The organism is Micromonospora sp. WMMD964, assembly GCF_029581455.1.
Classification (GTDB): domain Bacteria; phylum Actinomycetota; class Actinomycetes; order Mycobacteriales; family Micromonosporaceae; genus Micromonospora.
Window position 1 is genome coordinate 6,755,656 of sequence record NZ_CP120860.1, and the last position, 17,088, is coordinate 6,772,743.

The 17,088-nt window shown below is 71.9% G+C and carries 12 protein-coding genes; 2 read left to right on the top strand and 10 right to left on the bottom strand.

The genetic code is table 11. The features are described 5' to 3' along the window. Nucleotides 1–26 precede the first annotated feature (26 nt). The gene (locus O7616_RS30805) at nucleotides 27–1,574 is read left to right on the top strand and encodes a GGDEF domain-containing protein (RefSeq protein ID WP_282305095.1); all 1,548 of its coding nucleotides are present in this window, start codon (nucleotides 27–29) and stop codon (nucleotides 1,572–1,574) included. A 101-nt stretch (nucleotides 1,575–1,675) separates the two neighbouring features. Here the strand turns inward: O7616_RS30805 and prfA are convergent, their stop codons facing one another. Both prfA and rpmE read right to left on the bottom strand, forming a co-directional pair. Beyond that, nucleotides 1,676–2,764 (bottom strand): peptide chain release factor 1, encoded by a 1,089-nt coding sequence (gene prfA, locus O7616_RS30810; protein ID WP_282256910.1) that lies wholly within the window; start codon nucleotides 2,762–2,764, stop codon nucleotides 1,676–1,678. A gap of 132 nt (nucleotides 2,765–2,896) precedes the next feature. Beyond that, nucleotides 2,897–3,121 carry a 50S ribosomal protein L31 gene (gene rpmE / locus O7616_RS30815; protein ID WP_088987870.1) on the bottom strand — a complete coding sequence of 75 codons (225 nt, stop codon included), beginning with the start codon at nucleotides 3,119–3,121 and terminating at the stop codon, nucleotides 2,897–2,899. A gap of 275 nt (nucleotides 3,122–3,396) precedes the next feature. On the opposite strand from rpmE, the gene O7616_RS30820 reads away from it, so the two are divergent. Further along, complete coding sequence (locus tag O7616_RS30820) at nucleotides 3,397–4,293, top strand: AAA family ATPase (RefSeq protein WP_282305096.1); 897 nt, start codon at nucleotides 3,397–3,399, stop codon at nucleotides 4,291–4,293. 304 nt (nucleotides 4,294–4,597) lie between these two features. Here O7616_RS30820 and rho read toward each other — a convergent pair whose 3' ends face one another. From rho to lysA, 8 genes are all read right to left on the bottom strand, one after another. Then, nucleotides 4,598–6,679 carry a transcription termination factor Rho gene (gene rho, locus O7616_RS30825; RefSeq protein WP_282305097.1) on the bottom strand — a complete coding sequence of 694 codons (2,082 nt, stop codon included), beginning with the start codon at nucleotides 6,677–6,679 and terminating at the stop codon, nucleotides 4,598–4,600. Between the two features lie 295 nt (nucleotides 6,680–6,974). After that, complete coding sequence (gene thrB, locus O7616_RS30830; protein WP_282256906.1) at nucleotides 6,975–7,919, bottom strand: homoserine kinase; 945 nt, start codon at nucleotides 7,917–7,919, stop codon at nucleotides 6,975–6,977. A 125-nt stretch (nucleotides 7,920–8,044) separates the two neighbouring features. After that, complete coding sequence (locus O7616_RS30835) at nucleotides 8,045–9,289, bottom strand: MFS transporter (RefSeq protein ID WP_282256905.1); 1,245 nt, start codon at nucleotides 9,287–9,289, stop codon at nucleotides 8,045–8,047. 11 nt (nucleotides 9,290–9,300) lie between these two features. Further along, nucleotides 9,301–9,582 (bottom strand): hypothetical protein, encoded by a 282-nt coding sequence (locus tag O7616_RS30840; protein WP_282305098.1) that lies wholly within the window; start codon nucleotides 9,580–9,582, stop codon nucleotides 9,301–9,303. Between the two features lie 218 nt (nucleotides 9,583–9,800). Next, nucleotides 9,801–13,079: an efflux RND transporter permease subunit gene (locus O7616_RS30845; RefSeq protein ID WP_282305099.1), complete on the bottom strand. Its 3,279-nt coding sequence runs from the start codon at nucleotides 13,077–13,079 to the stop codon at nucleotides 9,801–9,803. Nucleotides 13,080–13,194: 115 nt separating this feature from the next. After that, entirely contained in the window at nucleotides 13,195–14,244 is a 1,050-nt protein-coding gene (thrC, locus tag O7616_RS30850; protein WP_282305100.1) for a threonine synthase, read from the bottom strand. Nucleotides 14,245–14,381: 137 nt separating this feature from the next. Next, nucleotides 14,382–15,692, bottom strand: a complete 1,311-nt coding sequence (locus O7616_RS30855) for a homoserine dehydrogenase (protein ID WP_282307788.1) — start codon at nucleotides 15,690–15,692, stop codon at nucleotides 14,382–14,384. A gap of 8 nt (nucleotides 15,693–15,700) precedes the next feature. Next, nucleotides 15,701–17,086: a diaminopimelate decarboxylase gene (lysA, locus tag O7616_RS30860; RefSeq protein WP_282256901.1), complete on the bottom strand. Its 1,386-nt coding sequence runs from the start codon at nucleotides 17,084–17,086 to the stop codon at nucleotides 15,701–15,703. Nucleotides 17,087–17,088 lie beyond the last annotated feature (2 nt).

A 17,088-nucleotide genomic window follows, 5' to 3' on the forward strand; every position in this document is an offset into this window, starting at 1 on the left:
CGAGGCGCACGACAGGAGGTTGGCGGGTGGGCTGGCTCGACCGGGTCGAGGACCAGGTTGATGCGCTCACGCACGCCCGGGCGTTGCAGGAGGCCAGCCGTTCAGCGGAGGCGTACGTCCTGTTGGAGCGTGTGATCCGCACCACCAACGACCCGGCGGCGCGAGCGGACGCGATGGTGCAGCGCCTCTCCGCGCTGATCAATCTCGGTCGGACCGCGGAGTTCACCCGGGCCATCGAGGAGGCGTCGGCAGCGGTCCGCGACCTCGCCGAGCCGTACCTGCACGGGCACCTCAACGCACTGGCCGCTCTCGCCGCCCACCACCAGGGCGCGCTGGACCGCTGCGTCATGCACCTCGTCCGGGCCGCCCGCGCCCTCGGCGCGGTGGAGGACCCGGACCGGGACACCGCGTGGGGTTGGCACGACCTGGCGATGGCCTACAGCTACCTCAGCTTCCACGGGTACGCCCTGGGGGCCATCGAACGGGCCCGCCAGCTCGGGGTGACCGCCGGGATCCCGGAGGAGACCTTCGCCGCCCCGGGCATCCGGTTGCGCAACGCGGTGGCGCTGGACCACAACGGTGACAGCGACGGCTGCCTGCGGGTGCTCCGGGACGTGGCCTCCGACCTGGCCCGTTTCCTGCGCACCGGTCGGGCCGGCCACCTCCGCCCGAGCAGCCTCGCCGCGTACGGCTACGCGGCGGCTCGGCAGGCGGCACTCGGCGACCGGGTGGAGAGCAGCGGGGAGGCCCAGCCGGCCCGGTTGATCACCCACGGTGGGGACAGCGCCCGCGCACGCGACATGCGACAGCTCGGCCAGGTGTGCCTCGCGGTGGCCGACGGGCGGCCGATCGAGGCCGTCACCCGACTCGACACCGTCCAGGTGTCCAACGAGACGCTCGGCGCGGCCGAGCCGGCCCGGCTGCGCAGCATCGCGCTGACCCGCGCCGGCGACCACCTGGCGGCGCACCGGGCCGACCGTCTGGCGTTCCGGCTGGCCGCCCAGCGCAACGACCGGCTGCGCGACGTCTACATCGACGGCATCGCCGCCCGGATCGACCACGAGGAGATGCGCCGCGAGGCGGCCCGGTTCGAGGGCGAGGCGCTGACCGACCCGCTGACCGGGCTGCCCAACCGGCGTCGGCTGGAGCGGTACATCACCGCCGTGGTCACCCGGGGCGAACGGGTGGTCATCGGCGTCTGTGACCTGGACGGCTTCAAGGCCGTCAACACCCGGCACGGGCACCACTCCGGCGACCTGGTGCTGCAACGCATCGCCGGCGTGATCAACCGGGTGATGCGCCGGGGCGACTTCGTCGCCCGCTACGGCGGTGACGAGTTCGTGGTGGTGCTCCCGGACACCAACATGGCCGAGGCCGCCGAGGTGGCCCGCCGGATCGAGGCCGCGGTCCGACTGGAGGACTGGGAGTCACTGGTGCCGGGGACGCCGGTCGGGGTGAGCATCGGCTTCGCGGAGGTCTCCGGCGGCAGCGGGTTGCGCGACGCGCTCAGCGTCGCGTTCGAGCTGGCCGACCGGGAGATGCTCCGCGCCAAGACCCGCCCCCGCGCGAGCTGAGGGCCGCGGGTCAGCACCCGACAGCGGGTCAGCTCACGGCCGCGGTCAGCGGCGGGTCAACTCACGGCCGCGGTCAGCGGCGGGTCAGCTCACGGCCGCGGTCAGCGGCGGGTCAGCTCGGTGTCGCCGGCGAGCCGGGCGGCGCGGTCGGCCTCGGTGAGGGCGTCCAGCACCCCGTCCAGTTCACCGGCGAGTGCCAGATCCAGGTTGTACGCCGTGTAGCCGATCCGGTGGTCGGTGATCCGGTTCTGCGGGAAGTTGTAGGTGCGGATCCGCTCGGAGCGGTCCACCGTACGCACCTGTGCCTTCCGGGCGTCCGAGGCGGCGGCGTCGGCCTGCTCCTGGGCGTTGGCGAGGAGTCGTGCCCGCAGGATCCGCATCGCCTGCTCCCGGTTCTGCAACTGGGACTTCTCGTTCTGGCAGGAGACGACGATGCCGGTCGGCAGGTGGGTGATCCGTACCGCCGAATCGGTGGTGTTCACCGACTGACCGCCCGGGCCGGACGAGCGGAACACGTCGATGCGCAGGTCGTTCTGGTCGATGGTGACGTCGACGTCCTCGGCCTCCGGCAGCACCAGCACCCCGGCGGCGCTGGTGTGGATCCGTCCCTGCGACTCGGTCACCGGGACGCGCTGCACCCGGTGCACGCCGCCCTCCCACTTGAGTCGCGACCAGACGCCGTTGCCGCCGTCCGGCACACCCTTGGTCTTGATCGCCAGGGAGACGTCCTTGACCCCGCCGAGGTCGGAATCCTGTGCGTCGATCACCTCGGTGACCCAGCCGTGCCGCTCGGCGTAGCGGGTGTACATCCGGAGCAGGTCACCGGCGAACAGCGCCGACTCCTCGCCGCCCTCACCGGCCTTGATCTCGACGATCACGTCCTTGGCGTCGTGCGGGTCGCGGGGGATGAGCAACTCGGCGAGGCGTTCCTCCAGCACCGGAAGGGACGCGGCGATGGACTCCGCCTCACCCGCGAAGGCCGGATCCTCGGCGGCCAACTCGCGAGCCGCGACGAGGTCGGCGCGAGCCTGCTCCAGCTCGCCGGCAGCCTTGTGCAGCGGCACCAACTCGGCGTACCGGCGGCCGACCCGGCGGGCGGTGGCCTGGTCGGCGTGGATCGCCGGATCGGCCAGCCGCTTCTCCAGCTCCGCGTACTCGTCGAGGAGGCCGGCCAGACGCTCGCTGCTCATGCTGCGGATGCTCCTTCGACGGTGCGCGCCGGACCGGGCGGCCGGAATGGCCGGCGGTCGGGCGGAAACTGGGTTAAACGCGGACGGCGCCCGCGTCCGGTGGTGAACCGGACACGGGCGCCGAACGAGGAGTTACTTGGCCTTCTTGGCCTGAACCTTGGCGTACTTCTGCTGGAACTTCGCGACCCGGCCGGCGGTGTCGAGAACGCGCTGCTTACCGGTGTAGAACGGGTGGCAGGCGCTGCAGGTCTCGACGTGGATCGCCCCGCCCTTGGCGGTGCTGCGGGTCGTGAACGTGTTGCCACAGGAGCAGCTGACCTCGGTGGTCGTGTACTCCGGGTGGATGTTTGCCTTCATCTCGCCTCGGTCCTCTCGTTGGTGGTCGCCGGGTCGCCGTCATCGCTCGTCGCGCCGTACGCGACGGGCTCGGGCGTGAACCGGAACCGGTGGCCGATTGACCAGTGTGCCATGGGCCTGAACCGACCCGGTAATCGGGCCGCACACCTCGTCCGGCATCGTCAACACGTGCCTCCCCATCCGCATTCCCGCCGCCCGACGGGGCATTCGCGCACCCGGCGGACCACCGCCGGGTACCCCGCCCGGGGTACGCACGCCGAGCCGAAGGTCCGCCGATGACCCGCCTGATCGCCACCCGAGGGCTGCCCGCCTCGGGTAAGACGACGTTCGCCCGCACCCTCCAGCCGTCCGTCGTCCGGGTCAACCGGGACGACCTGCGCCGAATGCTGCACGGCGAGCGGCTCTTCACCCAGTGGGCCGAGGCCCAGGTGACGGTCGTCCAGCGGGTGCAGGTCGAGGCGCTGCTGCGGGCCCGCGCGGACGTCTGCGTGGACGACACCAACCTGCGCGCGCGGACGCTGCGGAGCTGGGCTGATCTGGCCGCCCGCCACGGCGCGGATTTCGAGGTGCACGACTTCACCGACGTGCCGCTGACCGAGTGCCTGCGCCGGGACGCGGCGCGTCCGGCAGCCGACCAGGTCGGCGCGGAGGCGATCCGCCGTCTGCACGAGCGCTACCTGGAGGGGAAGTCGCTGCCGTTGCCGGTGCCGCAGGCCCGCACCGGACGCCCCGCCGCCGTGCACCCACCGACGGCCGAACCACCGGAGATCGTCCTGGTGGACATCGACGGCACCGTCGCGCTGGCCGTGTCCCGCAGCCCGTACGACATGACCCGGGTCGGCGAGGACCAGCCGAACACGGCGGTGATCGCGGCGGTCCGGGCGATGCACGCCGCCGGGTACGGGGTGGTCTTCTGCTCGGGGCGGGACGCCTCGGCCCGCTCGGCCACCGAGGCGTGGCTGGCCCGGCACGTCCGGGTCCCCCACCTCGGCCTGCACATGCGGGCCGTCGGCGACAATCGCAAGGACTCGATCGTCAAGCGGGAGATCTACGACCGGGAGATCCGGGACCGCTACCGGGTGGCCGGCGTCTTCGACGACCGCGTGCAGGTGGTCCAGATGTGGCGGGCCCTCGGCCTCACCGTCTTCCAGGTGGCCGACGGCGACTTCTGAGACGGCACGGCCTCGGCACGCGGCCGCCGCGCCGCGGCCCCCGAGGCCGCCGCCCAGGCTGACGCCGCCGAGGCCGAGGCCCTCGATGCCGCCGAGGCTGGCCACCCTGCCACCCGCCTTTGCTCTGCTTATGCGGACGCACCACCCCCACGGTCCACACTGGTGCCTCCGCATAAGCAGAGCAAAGGATGCGCGGGAGGCCTGGTGGGGTCAGGCTCCCCGGGGCCGATCCACACGAAGACACATGACGAAAGGGCACGGCCATGACGGCCGTGCCCTTTCGTCGTCGATCACCCGGGGACCGTTACTCCCCCGGCGTCGACTTCGCGATCTGCATCAGGAACTCGATGTTGGTACGGGACTGCTTGAGCCGGTCCAGCAGCAGGTCCATGGCCGCCTGCGAGTCCAGCGAGTGCAGGACCTTCCGGAGCTTGTGGATGATGGCCAGCTCTTCGGGTGCGAGCAGGACCTCTTCCTTACGCGTACCGGACGGGTTGATGTCGATGGCCGGGAAGGTCCGCTTGTCGGCGATCTTCCGGTCCAGCTTCAACTCCGCGTTACCGGTGCCCTTGAACTCCTCGAAGATGACCGTGTCGGCCATGGAACCGGTCTCCACCAGCGCCGTGGCGATGATGGTCAACGACCCGCCGTTCTCGATGTTGCGGGCCGCGCCGAGGAAGCGCTTCGGCGGGTAGAGGGCGGTGGAGTCGATACCACCCGACATGATCCGGCCGCTGGCCGGAGCCGCCAGGTTGTACGACCGGCCGAGCCGCGTCACCGAGTCGAGCAGCACGACCACGTCGTGGCCGAGCTCGACCAGGCGCTTGGCCCGCTCGATGGCCAGCTCGGCCACCGTGGTGTGGTCCTGCGGCGGACGGTCGAACGTGGCCGCGATGACCTCGCCCTTGATCGACCGCTGCATGTCGGTGACCTCTTCGGGCCGCTCGTCCACCAGCACCACCATCAGGTGGCACTCCGGGTTGTTGCGGGTGATCGCGTTGGCGATCGCCTGCAGCACCATCGTCTTACCCGCCTTGGGCGGCGACTGGATGAGTGCCCGCTGGCCCTTGCCGATCGGCATGACCAGGTCGATGACCCGGGTGGTGAGGATGTGCGGCTCGGTCTCCAGGCGCAGGCGCTCCTGCGGGTAGAGCGGGGTGAGCTTGTAGAACTCCGGCCGACGCCGGGCCTCCTCCGGCTCCATCCCGTTGATCGTGTCCAGCCGCATCAGCGGGTTGTACTTGTCCCGCCGCTGGTCGCCGCTGTTGCCGCCCTCGCGGGCCGCCCGCACCGCACCGGTGATCGCGTCACCGCGGCGCAGGCCGTACTTCTTGATCTGGGACATCGAGACGTACACGTCGTTCGGGCCGGCCAGGTAACCGGTCGTCCGCACGAAGGCGTAGTTGTCGAGCACGTCGATGATGCCGGCCACCGGGACGAGCACGTCGTCCTCGCCGACCTGCGGCTCACGCCCACCGGTGTCGCCACCGGTCTCGGCGCGGTCGCCGCGCCCACGGCGACGGTCCCGGAAACGGCTGCGCCGGCCGCGCCGACCACCGCCCTCACCGTCGTCGTCGTCGCTGTCGCGCTCCGCCCGCTGCTGACCCCGGTCGTTGCGGTCGTTGCGGTCGTTGCGCTCCGAACGGTCGTTACGGTCCGAGCGGTCGTTGCGCTCGCCCCGCTCGGCACGCTCGCCCCGCTCGGCACGCTCGCCCCGGTCGTTGCGCTCGCCCCGCTCACCGCGGTCGGCACGCTCACCCCGCTCGTTGCGCTCGCCCCGCTCGTTGCGCTCGCCCCGGTCGCCCCGCTCCGCACGGTCGCCCCGCTCGGCCCGCTCCGGACGCTCGGCCCGCTCGCGGCGGGTCTCACCACGGTCGGTCCGCTCGCCGGCCTCCGCCTCATCGGTACGCGACTCGGCCGCGCGGGACTCAGTCGGACGCGACTCGGCCGCCCGAGACTCGGCGGGACGCGACTCGGTCGCTGCGACCCGGCTCCGCCGGGTGCGACCACGGCCCTCGGTCTCGGCGGCCGGCTCGGCCGACGCCTGCTCGGCGCCACGCCCTTCGGCTGCCGGCCGGTCGGCGGTCTCCCGCACCTCGGCGCGCACACCCTCACGGGTGGGAGCGGCCGCGGCCGCGACCTCGGCCCGTGGTCGAGGGGTCCCGGCGGCGTTGCCGCCCTGCCGCTCGGAGATCGCGGCGATCAGCTCGCCCTTGCGCATGCGAGCCGTGCCGGAGATGCCGAGCGACGCAGCCAGGCTCTGCAGCTCTGGCAGCAGCATCGCCGACAGACCGGTGCCGCTACGCCGACGACGGGCGGGAGCGGCGGCGGTGGCATCGCCAGCGACGTTGGAAACATCCGACGTCACGTCGGTGGTGTCGCTCAATGGATTCCTTCCCTCGATAAGGCCGGGACTGCCCGGAGTCGGAACTCAGGTGGCCGGGCGGCCTCGGTGCACCCGCCTCGCATGGACGCGTCGCGGGAGTCTGTGACACAGCAGCCGGTGGTATCCCGACTCACCAACGTCGGTGAGCAGGTCTCGCCGTCTGCGGCGACCTGTGGAAACTGCGGCGCGGCGTGGGCCTTGGCAGGGGTTGACGGGCTGACCGCCGAGAGCTTCGGGGGTGCGCCGCCCCGCAGGAGATCGCGTGCTTCGCGGCTGTGCTAGGTCTAGAGCGTAATCAACTCTTCCGACCTGCGGCAACAGGGTCCCGCTCGGCGTGTCCCAGTCTACCCCGAGCAACCCGAGCGCCGCTGACGTCTATCGGTAACTGCCAGATCTGCCAGTCTGTTCCCGCCGGAAAGCTCGCCGGAGGCTCGCTGAGCGCCAGCACAGTGGGCCCGGCCCCACTGACCACAGCTGCCACACCGGCCGCTCGCAACGCGCTGACCAGGGAAGACGTGGCGGGCATGCCGGCTGCGCGGTAATCCTGGTGGAGCCGGTCGACGGTCGCCGGCAGCAGCAGGGTCGGGTCAGCGGTCAGCGCGTGCACCAGCAGCGCCGCCCGCCCGGCGGTCAACGCGGCGTCGCCGTGCGGGACGGAGACCGGCAACGCGGCCCGCGCGGTGGCGGTCAATCCGCGTTCCGCGGGCACGAAGACGACCGGCCGCACCCCGTCGGCGACCGGCAGCGAAACCGCCCGGGCGCCGGTCGGCTCGGACCAGGCCACGGTGAAGCCCCCGAGCAGGCAGGGCGCGACGTTGTCGGGATGGCCCTCGATCTCGGCGGCCAGCCGGAGCACGCCGGCGTCGTCCAGCCGGTCGTCCCCGTCGGTGACCAGGGCGCGGGCCAGCAACACCCCGGCGACGATCGCGGCGGACGAGGACCCGAGCCCTCGCGCCTGGGGGATCCGGTTGACGCACTCCACGCTCAGCCCCGTGGGTTGGCCGCCGAGCACGTCGAACGCGACACGCATGGCGTGGACCACCAGGTGCCGATCATCGTCGGGCAACTCGCCGGCGCCCTGCCCGGTCACCGTCACCCGGACCCCGGCGGACGCGACCTCGGCGGCCAGATCGTCGTAGAGCCCGAGGGCGAGACCCAACGCGTCGAAGCCGGGGCCCAGGTTGGCGCTGGTCGCGGGAACCCGGACCCGAACCGGCCCGGCGGTGAAGTTCGTCGGCACGCGCTCATGCTAGGGCCCGGCACCGACGATCCGGTCCCGCGTCCGCAGCCTGGGACCCGCCGCCTGTGTGCGCACACCTCGTCCGGCGCCGGTTGAGCCGCCCCGTGGACGGGGCATGCCGGGGTTCAGCCGGCGGTGCCCGCGACCGGTTCGGTGGCCGGTTCGGTGAGCGAGAGCCGACGGGTGGCGATGCGCCAGCCGACGGCGTAGACGACGGTGATCAGCCCGCAGCCGGCGAGCACGACACGTTCGTCCACCACGTCGACCACCAGGGCCACAGCCAGTTGGCTCACCGAGATCGCCAGCGTCGCGAGCATCATGTCGGTGGCGAAGACGCGTCCACGCAGGTGGTCCGGAACCTCGCCCTGAAGGGCGAAGTTGGAGATCACCCAGTTGCTGCCGCCCGCGAAGTGCGCCACGAACACCAGCAGCAGCACCAGCGGGAACCACCTGACCACCGATGTGCCCAGGTAGGACAGGCCGTACAACGACATGGACAGCGCGAGCCCGGGCAGCAACCAGGCTCGGTTGGTCAGCACCCGACGCATCAGGATCGGGCCCACCAACGCCCCGGCTCCCCGCACCGCGAAGAGCAGACCGGCGCCGAGCGGGCCGACGCCGTACACGCCGGCCAGCAACGGGAACACGGTCAGCACGCCGTTGCCCAGGCCGACCGCCGACTTCACCGTGACCAGCGCGAGCACCCGGGGCCGGTGCCCGATGTAGCGCAGCGCCTCACGGACCGCCGCCCAGGTCCGCTGGGCGGGTCGGTCGGCGTCGCGCGGCGCCTGGAGGGGGCGGCGGATCCGGGTGGCGAGGCCCGCGGCCAGCACGAGGCCCACCGCCGCCACCCAGAAGCAGGCGTACGGGCCGGCGACGGTGCTCAGGACCCCGCCGAGGGAGGCACCGACGACTGTCATGGTGCCCCAGGCGGAGCCGGCCACGGCGTTACCGGCGGCCAACTCGTGCGGCTCCAGCACGTTGGGCAGCGCGGCCTGCGCGGCCGGCGAGTAGAACGCCTTGGCGACCGCCACCACGCCGATCGCGACGAGCGCCAACCAGGCGGTGCCCGCGCCCCGTACTCCGAGCAGCAGCAGTACGCCCGCGAGCGCCGCCACGTTCGCGGCGATCATGATCTTTCGCCGGTCGAAGCGGTCGGCGATCGTGCCGGTGTACGGCAGCAGGAGCGCCACGATGCCGGTGTCCACAGCCAGCACCAGCGCACCCCAGACTCCACTGCCGGTCAGGTGCGGCAGCAGGACCAGCAGCGGCACCATGACGAACCAGTCGGCGCCGAAGACCACCAACTCGGCGAGGAAGAGGTTACGGAAGCTCCTGTTGCCGGTCAGAACCGAGAGGGTGGACGTCACGGAGCGGCACCCTACCTGGTCGGGGTGTCCGGCACGCCTGCTCCCAGCAGCGCGGAGACGGTGACGGAGGTGTAGCCACGGGCGCGCAGCCCGCCGATCATGTCGGGCAGGCCGCGCAGCGCGACCAGTCTCCGGGCCGCGCCGACATCATGACCGAGCACGATCGTTCCCGGTCTGACATCGGCGACGGTGCGCCGGGCGTGGCCGACCGGATCGTCGGGGAACTCACGCTCCACCATCTGCAGCGTCGAGAGCACCAGTCGGTAGTCCAGCCGGGACGCCGCGAGCACCATCGACGTCCACTGTGGTGCTGTGCCGTCGTCGAAGTGAGGGCCACCAGTCGCTGTCGGGTCGGCCCGGACCAGACGACCTCCACCCTCCCCATCTCCACGTGGAGTATGCAAGACGTGACGCCGCGTGCATGGGCGGTCGGATCGGAGTGTCTCGGCCGGTCCAGTCGGAAACGCCCCCGGCAGATCCCTGCCGGGGGCGTTCCGCAATGCGGTGGAACCTACTCGGTCGGCTCCGACGGAGGCAGCGGAGAGGTACGGCTACGGGGCAGCCGCAGCACCTCGAACTGGTCCGTGCCCTCCACCAACGCGCCCGACGGGGCGGGACGCGGCGCCGGCTTCGTACCCTCGGTCGCGGCCGGGGTCGACGCACCGCTCGGCACGGCGACCTGGTTCGGGGTGTCGGCCTCGTCGGCCTTCGCCACGTCCACCTCCGGCGCGCCGGAACGCCGCCGATCACGCCGGCCCCGCAGCGACTCCTTGGTGTGCTCCACCATCGAGTACAGCGTCGGCACCAGGATCAGCGTGAGCAACGTCGAGCTGAGCAGACCGCCGATCACCACGACCGCGAGCGGTTGCGAGATGAAGCCGCCCTCACCGGTCAACCCGAACGCCATCGGCAGCAACGCGAAGATGGTCGCCACCGCGGTCATCAGGATCGGACGCAGCCGGCGTCGGCCTCCCTCGACCACCGCCTCCCGGACCCCCATGCCCTGCGCGCGGTACTGGTTGATCAGGTCGAGCAGCACGATCGCGTTGGTGACCACGATGCCGACCAGCATCAGCACACCGATCAACGCCGGTACGCCGAGCGGCGTGCCGGTGATCAGCAGCAACCCGATCGCGCCGGTCGAGGCGAACGGAATGGAGATCAGCAGGATCAGCGACTGGGTGAGGCTACGGAACGTCGCCACCATGATCAGGAAGACGATCGCGATCGCGGCCAGGACCGCAAGGCCCAGGTCGGCGAAGGCGTCCGCCTGATCGGCGCTGACACCGCCGATGGTGAAGCTGGCGCCGGGCACGTCGATGCCGTCCAGGCGCTTCTGCAACTCCTGGCTGGTGGCGCCGAGGTTCGAGCCGGTCGCCGCACCGGTGACCGACACGCTGCGCTCACCGTCGATGCGGGTGACCTGCTGTGGACCCTCGCCCTGGGTGACGTCCGCGATGTCGTCCAGCTTGACCGGACCCACCGGCAGCGCCCGCAGCTCCTCCACCGTCATCGGCGGCTTCGCTCCCAGCCGCAGCACCACGTTCTGCTGCCGGCCGTCGAGCGCGACCTGCCCCAGCGGCGCGCCCCGGAACGCCTGCGACACCACCTGCCCGACGGCGGCCTCGGTGAGGCCGACCCGACCGGCGGCGACCCGGTCGACGGTCACGTCGACCCGCGGCACCCGCTCGGCCAGGCTGGTGGAGACGTCCTCGACGTCCGGCACACCGGCCATCGCCGCCCGTGCCTCCTCGGCGGCCCGGGTCAGCACCTCCGGGTCGCTGGCCTGGACGATGACCTCGAGCTGGCTGGTCGACGCCTCCTGCCCACCACCGAAGCTGATCTCACCCACGCCGGTGCCGAGCTTGTCGAACTCCTTGCGCAGCACCTCGCGCATCTGCTTGGCGTCGATGTCGCCGTCGAGCGCCAACGACCAGTTCGCGACGTTGTTGCCGCCGCCACCCGCCCACGGGTTGTCCCCGGCGCCCGCCGTCAGCTGGTACGTCTCGACACCCTTGGTCCGCGACAGCACCGCCTCGACCTGCTTGGCCGCCGCGTCGGTGGCCGCCAGGCCGCTACCTGCCGGCAGTTCCTGACTCATGTTCAGGGTGTCCTGGCCGGAGTCGTCCAGGAAGTTGGTCTCCAGCTTCTGCGCCAGACCGAAGGTGCCGAAGAGCACCAGCAGGCCGAGCCCGACGGTGATCCAGCGGGTGGACCGCTTGCGGGTGGCGAACCCGATCACCGGCAGGTACGCCCGCTGCAACGGGCTGCGCAGCTCCTTCTCCTCCGCGTCGCGGCGTACCGCCTCGTCGTCCGCGGTGCCGCCGCGCGGCTTGAGGAACCAGTACGCGAGCACCGGGATCACGGTCAGCGACACCAGCAGCGACGCGAGCAGGGCCACCGTCACGGTGATCGCGAACGGCGCGAAGAGCTGGCCCACGAACCCGCCGACCAACGCGATCGGCGCGAACACCGCCACCGTGGTGAGGGTGGACGCGGTCACCGCGCCGGCCACCTCGCGGACGCCGGTGATGATGGCGTGCCGCTTCTCCTCGCCGTACTCCAGGTGGCGTTTGATGTTCTCCAACACCACGATCGAGTCGTCCACCACCCGGCCCACCGCGATCGTCAGCGCGCCGAGGGTGAGCAGGTTGAGCGAGTAGTCACCGATCCACAGGGCGATCAGCGCCACCAGCACGGAGAGCGGGATGGAGACGGCGGTGACCACCGTCGAGCGCACCGACAGCAGGAAGACCAGGATGACGATGACCGCCATCACCAGGCCCAGCAGGCCCTCGGTGGTCAACGACTCGATCGACTTCTCGACGAACGGCGCCTGGTCGAAGACGACGGTCAACTCCGCGCCGGACGCGTCCTTCAGGTCGGCGAGCCGGTCGCGGATCTCGTGCGAGATCTGCACCGCGTTGCCGTCCGGCGCGGCGGTGACCGCGATGCCGAGGCTGTCCTTGCCGTTGGTACGGGTGATCGCGGTGGCCGGCGCGAGCTGCTGCTCGACGGTCGCCACGTCGCCGAGGCGGACGGGTGCCGCACCCGGGGCGACCACGATGCCGCGCAGGTCCTCGATGGTGCCGATCGGCGAGCCGACCTGGACCGGGAGGGCCAGCGCCCCGTTGGTCACCGCGCCGGCCGGCACCGCCACGCCGTTGGTCTTCAACGCCGCGCCGATCGCCGTCGGCTGGATCTGGGCCGCGGCGAGCTTCGCCGGGTCCGGGGTGACCACCACGACGTCGTCACGGGTGCCGGTCACCTCGACCGTGCGCACCCCCTCGATGCCCTCCAACTCGGGCACCACCGTCGCGCTCAGCTTCTCGGCGAGCGCCCGCTCGTCGGCCGTGCCGGCGGCGGCCAGCACCACCGCCGGGAGGTCGTCGGTGCTACCCGCGATGACCTGCGGGTCGACGCTCTCCGGCAACTGGGCGTCGATCCGGCTCAGCGCGGTCTGCATCTTGTTGACCACGTCGTCCAGGTCGGTGCCGAACTCGTACGTCACCTGGACGGTGGCCGAGCCCTCGCGGGACGTGGAGGTGACCTTGTCGAGCCCCGGGATGCCCTGCAGGGCGTTCTCGATCGGCTCGGTCACCTGCGACTCGACGATCTCGGGACCGGCACCGGGGTAGGCGGCCACGATGAACGCGGCCGGGAACTCGAGCGACGGCAGCAGTTGCTGCTTCAGCGACGGTACGGCGAACGCTCCGAACACCGTGGTCACCACCGCGATGAGGGCGATCAGCCCTCGGTTGGCGAGGCTGAATCTGGCGAGCAGCGACATCGGCCTGGCTCACTCCTGAACGAGAATGCGGGCGGGGATACGTGAAAGTGTGCCGGACTCGATCACCGGAACCCCCGCCGCCCCCGGAGGCGGCCCACCCTCGGTGGTGGTGCGCTCAGGCCAGGTCGAGTGCCCGGGCCGCCGCCATCGGGTCGTTCGCGATGGTCAACGGGGCCGGCGCGGTGGAGATCGCCCACTCCGGGTCCTTCAAACCGTGACCGGTCACCGTGCAGACGACGGTCGAACCGGGCGGCACCGCGCCCGCGGCGGCCTGCTGGAGCAGACCGGCCACGCTGGCCGCGCTGCCCAACTCGACGAAGACCCCGACCTCCCGGGCGAGCAGCCGGTACGCCGACAGGATCTCCCGGTCGGTCACCGCGGCGATCAACCCACCGGAGGTGTCCCGGGCGTCCAACGCCTTGGTCCAGCTCGCCGGGTTGCCGATCCGGATCGCCGTGGCGATCGTCGACGGCTCCGGCACCACCTTGCCGGTCACGATCGGAGCCGCACCGGCGGCCTGGAAGCCGTACATCTTCGGCGTCCGGGTGGTGGTGCCGGCGTCCCGCTCCTCCGCGTAACCCATCCAGTAGGCGGAGATGTTGCCGGCGTTGCCGACCGGCAGGCAGTGGATGTCGGGCGCGTCACCGAGCGCCTCGACGATCTCGAACGCGGCGGTCTTCTGGCCGTGCAGCCGGTCGATGTTCACCGAGTTGACCAACGCGACCGGGTGATCCTGGGCCAGCTTCGCGGCGAGTGACAGGCAGTCGTCGAAGTTGCCGCTCACCTGCAGGAGCTTCGCGCCGTGCACCAGCGCCTGGGCGAGCTTGCCCAGTGCGATCTTGCCCTGCGGCACCAGCACCGCACAGGTCAGCCCGGCCCGCGCCGCGTACGCCGCGGCGGAGGCGCTGGTGTTGCCGGTGGAGGCGCAGATGATCGCCTTGTTGCCCGCCTCGACCGCCTTGGACACCGCCACGGTCATGCCGCGGTCCTTGAACGAGCCGGTCGGGTTGGCGCCCTCCACCTTCAGGTGCACGTCGCAGCCGAGCCGGGCGGACAGCACCGGCGCGGGCAACAGCGGGGTGTTCCCCTCGTGCAGCGTGACGACCGGCGTGGCCGCGGTGACCGGCAGCCGATCCCGGTACGCCTCGATCAGACCCCGCCACATGTCGTTCTCCTCGCCTCTGCCACCGCGCCGACCTCGTCGGGGCCACCTTGGACCAGCCTTGCGCGGCTGTCGATGGCACACCCCGGCTTACCCACCTGGCGGGACGCCCGAGCCCGTCCCGTCGACGGTCCAACGACTCAGGCGCCGCCCTCGACCCTCAGCACGCTCGTCACCGACCGGACGATGTCCAGGCCGCGCAGCTCGCCCACCGTCGCGGCGAGCGCGGCGTCCGGTGCCACGTGGGTGACGATGACCAGCTCGGCGTCGCCGTCGCGGCTCGCCGGCCCGCCCGCCGAGCCCTGCCGCACGGTCGCGATCGACACGTCGTGCCGGGCGAACACGCCCGCCACCGAGGCCAGCACACCGGGGCGGTCGGCCACGTCGAGGCTGACGTGGTAGCGGGTCAGCGCCTCACCCATCGGCCGCACCGACAGGTCCGCGTACGCACTCTCGCTGGCCGCGCGCACCCCGGCGAGGCGGTTGCGGGACACCGCGACCACGTCACCGAGCACCGCGCTGGCGGTCGGTGCGCCCCCGGCGCCCCGGCCGTAGAACATCAGTTGCCCGGCGGCGTCCGCCTCCACGAAGACCGCGTTGAACGCGTCACCCACGCTGGCCAGCGGGTGGCTGCGCGGAATCATCGCCGGGTGCACCCGCACGCTGACGGTCTCCCGGCCAAAGGTGTCGACGCCCCGGGCCGCGATGCAGAGCAGCTTGATCGTGCAGCCCATCGCCTGGGCGCTGGCCATGTCCGCGGCGGTCACCTCGGTGATGCCCTCCCGGTGCACGTCCGCCGCGCCGACCCGGGTGTGGAACGCCAGCGAGGCCAGGATGGCCGCCTTCGCCGCCGCGTCGAAGCCCTCGACGTCGGCGGTCGGGTCGGCCTCCGCGTACCCCAGTGCGGTCGCCTCCTCCAGCGCCTCGGCGAAGCCGGCGCCGGTCGCGTCCATCGCGGAGAGGATGAAGTTGGTGGTGCCGTTGACGATGCCGGTGACCCGGTTGATCCGGTCACCGTGCAGCGACTCGCGCAGCGGGCGCAGCAGCGGGATGGCCCCGGCCACCGACGCCTCGTAGTAGAGGTCGCCGCCGCCCTCGGCCGCCGCCTCGTGCAGGGCCACGCCGTCCTCGGCGAGCAGCGCCTTGTTGGCGGTGACCACGCTCTTGCCGGCGCGCAGCGCCTCGACCAGCCAGCCTCGGGCCAGCTCGATGCCGCCGACCACCTCGACCACCACGTCCACGTCGTCGCGCTTGATCAGGCCGAGCGCGTCGGTGGTGAACAGGCTCTCGTCGACCGGCAGGTCACCCCGGTCCCGGCCGAGCCGTCGTACGGCGATGCCGGCGATCTCCAGCGGAGCGCCGATCCGGGCGGCCAGGTCGGCCGACTGCTCGTGCAGCAGGCGGACCACCTCCTGGCCGACCGTGCCGCAGCCGAGCAGCGCCAAGCGCACAGGTGACGTCATCCAACATCCAATGCGAGCAGGTCCTCTTCGGTTTCCCGCCGGACGATCAGGCGCGCCTGGCCGTCGCGTACCGCGATCACCGGTGGCCGCGGCACATGGTTGTAGTTGCTGGCCATGCTGCGGCAGTACGCACCGGTGCCGGGCACCGCGACAAGATCTCCGGGCTGCACGTCGGCGGGCAGGAATTCATCCTTCACCACGATGTCCCCGGACTCACAGTGCTTTCCCACCACGCGGGCGAGCAACGGCTGCGCGCCCGAGGCCCGCGAGGCCAGCGTCGCCGAGTAGGACGCGTCGTAGAGGGCCGTCCGGATGTTGTCGCTCATCCCGCCGTCGACGCTGACGTACGTCCGGATGCCGTCGAGGGTCTTGACCGTGCCGACCTCGTAGAGGGTGAACACGGCCGGCCCGACGATGGCCCGGCCCGGCTCGATCGACAGGTGCGGCACGGCCAGGTTCTCCGCCGCGCACTCCGAATCGACGATCTTGCGTAGTCGCTTGGCCAGGTCCTGCGGGGTGGCCGGGTCGTCCTGGGTGGTGTACGCGATGCCGAAGCCGCCGCCCAGGTCCAGCTCGGGCAGCTCCACCCCGCGTGCGTCGCGGATCTGCGCCTGCAGGGCGAGCACCCGGCGGGCCGAGACCTCGAAGCCGCTGGCGTCGAAGATCTGCGAGCCGATGTGCGAGTGCAGACCGCGCAGCTCCAACACGCCCTCATCGAGGATCTTGAACGCGGCGTTGGCGGCGGCACCGCCCGCGAGGGAGAAGCCGAACTTCTGGTCCTCGTGGGCGGTGGCGATGAACTCGTGGGTGTGCGCCTCGACGCCCACGGTGACCCGGACCAACACCCGGGGCCGCACCCCGCGCTCGCGGGCCAACGCGGTGAGCCTGTCGATCTCGGTGAACGAGTCGACGATGATCCGGCCCACCCCGGCGTCCAACGCCCGGCCCAGCTCGGCTACCGACTTGTTGTTGCCGTGGAAGCCGATCCGCTCCGGTGGCATCCCGGCCGACAGCGCGGTGGCCAGCTCACCTCCGGTGCAGACGTCCAGGTGCAGGCCCTCCTCGGCGATCATCCGGACCACCGCCCGGCAGAGGAACGCCTTGCCCGCGTAGAACACGTCCTCGGTCGGGAAGGCCGCCCGGAAGTCGCGGCAGCGCGACCGCAGGTCGGCCTCGTCGAGGACGTACACCGGGGTGCCGAACTCGGCCGCGATGTCGCGGACGCTCAGGCCCGCGACGGCGAGCGCGCCGTCCGCGCCGCGCGTCACGCTGCGCGGCCACAGCGTCGGCAGCAGGGCGTTCACGTCCTCCGGGGTACGCAGCCAGGCCGGCCCCCGGTTGTTGATGTCCGCGTGCAGCGCACCGGCCTCGTGAGCGCGCATCG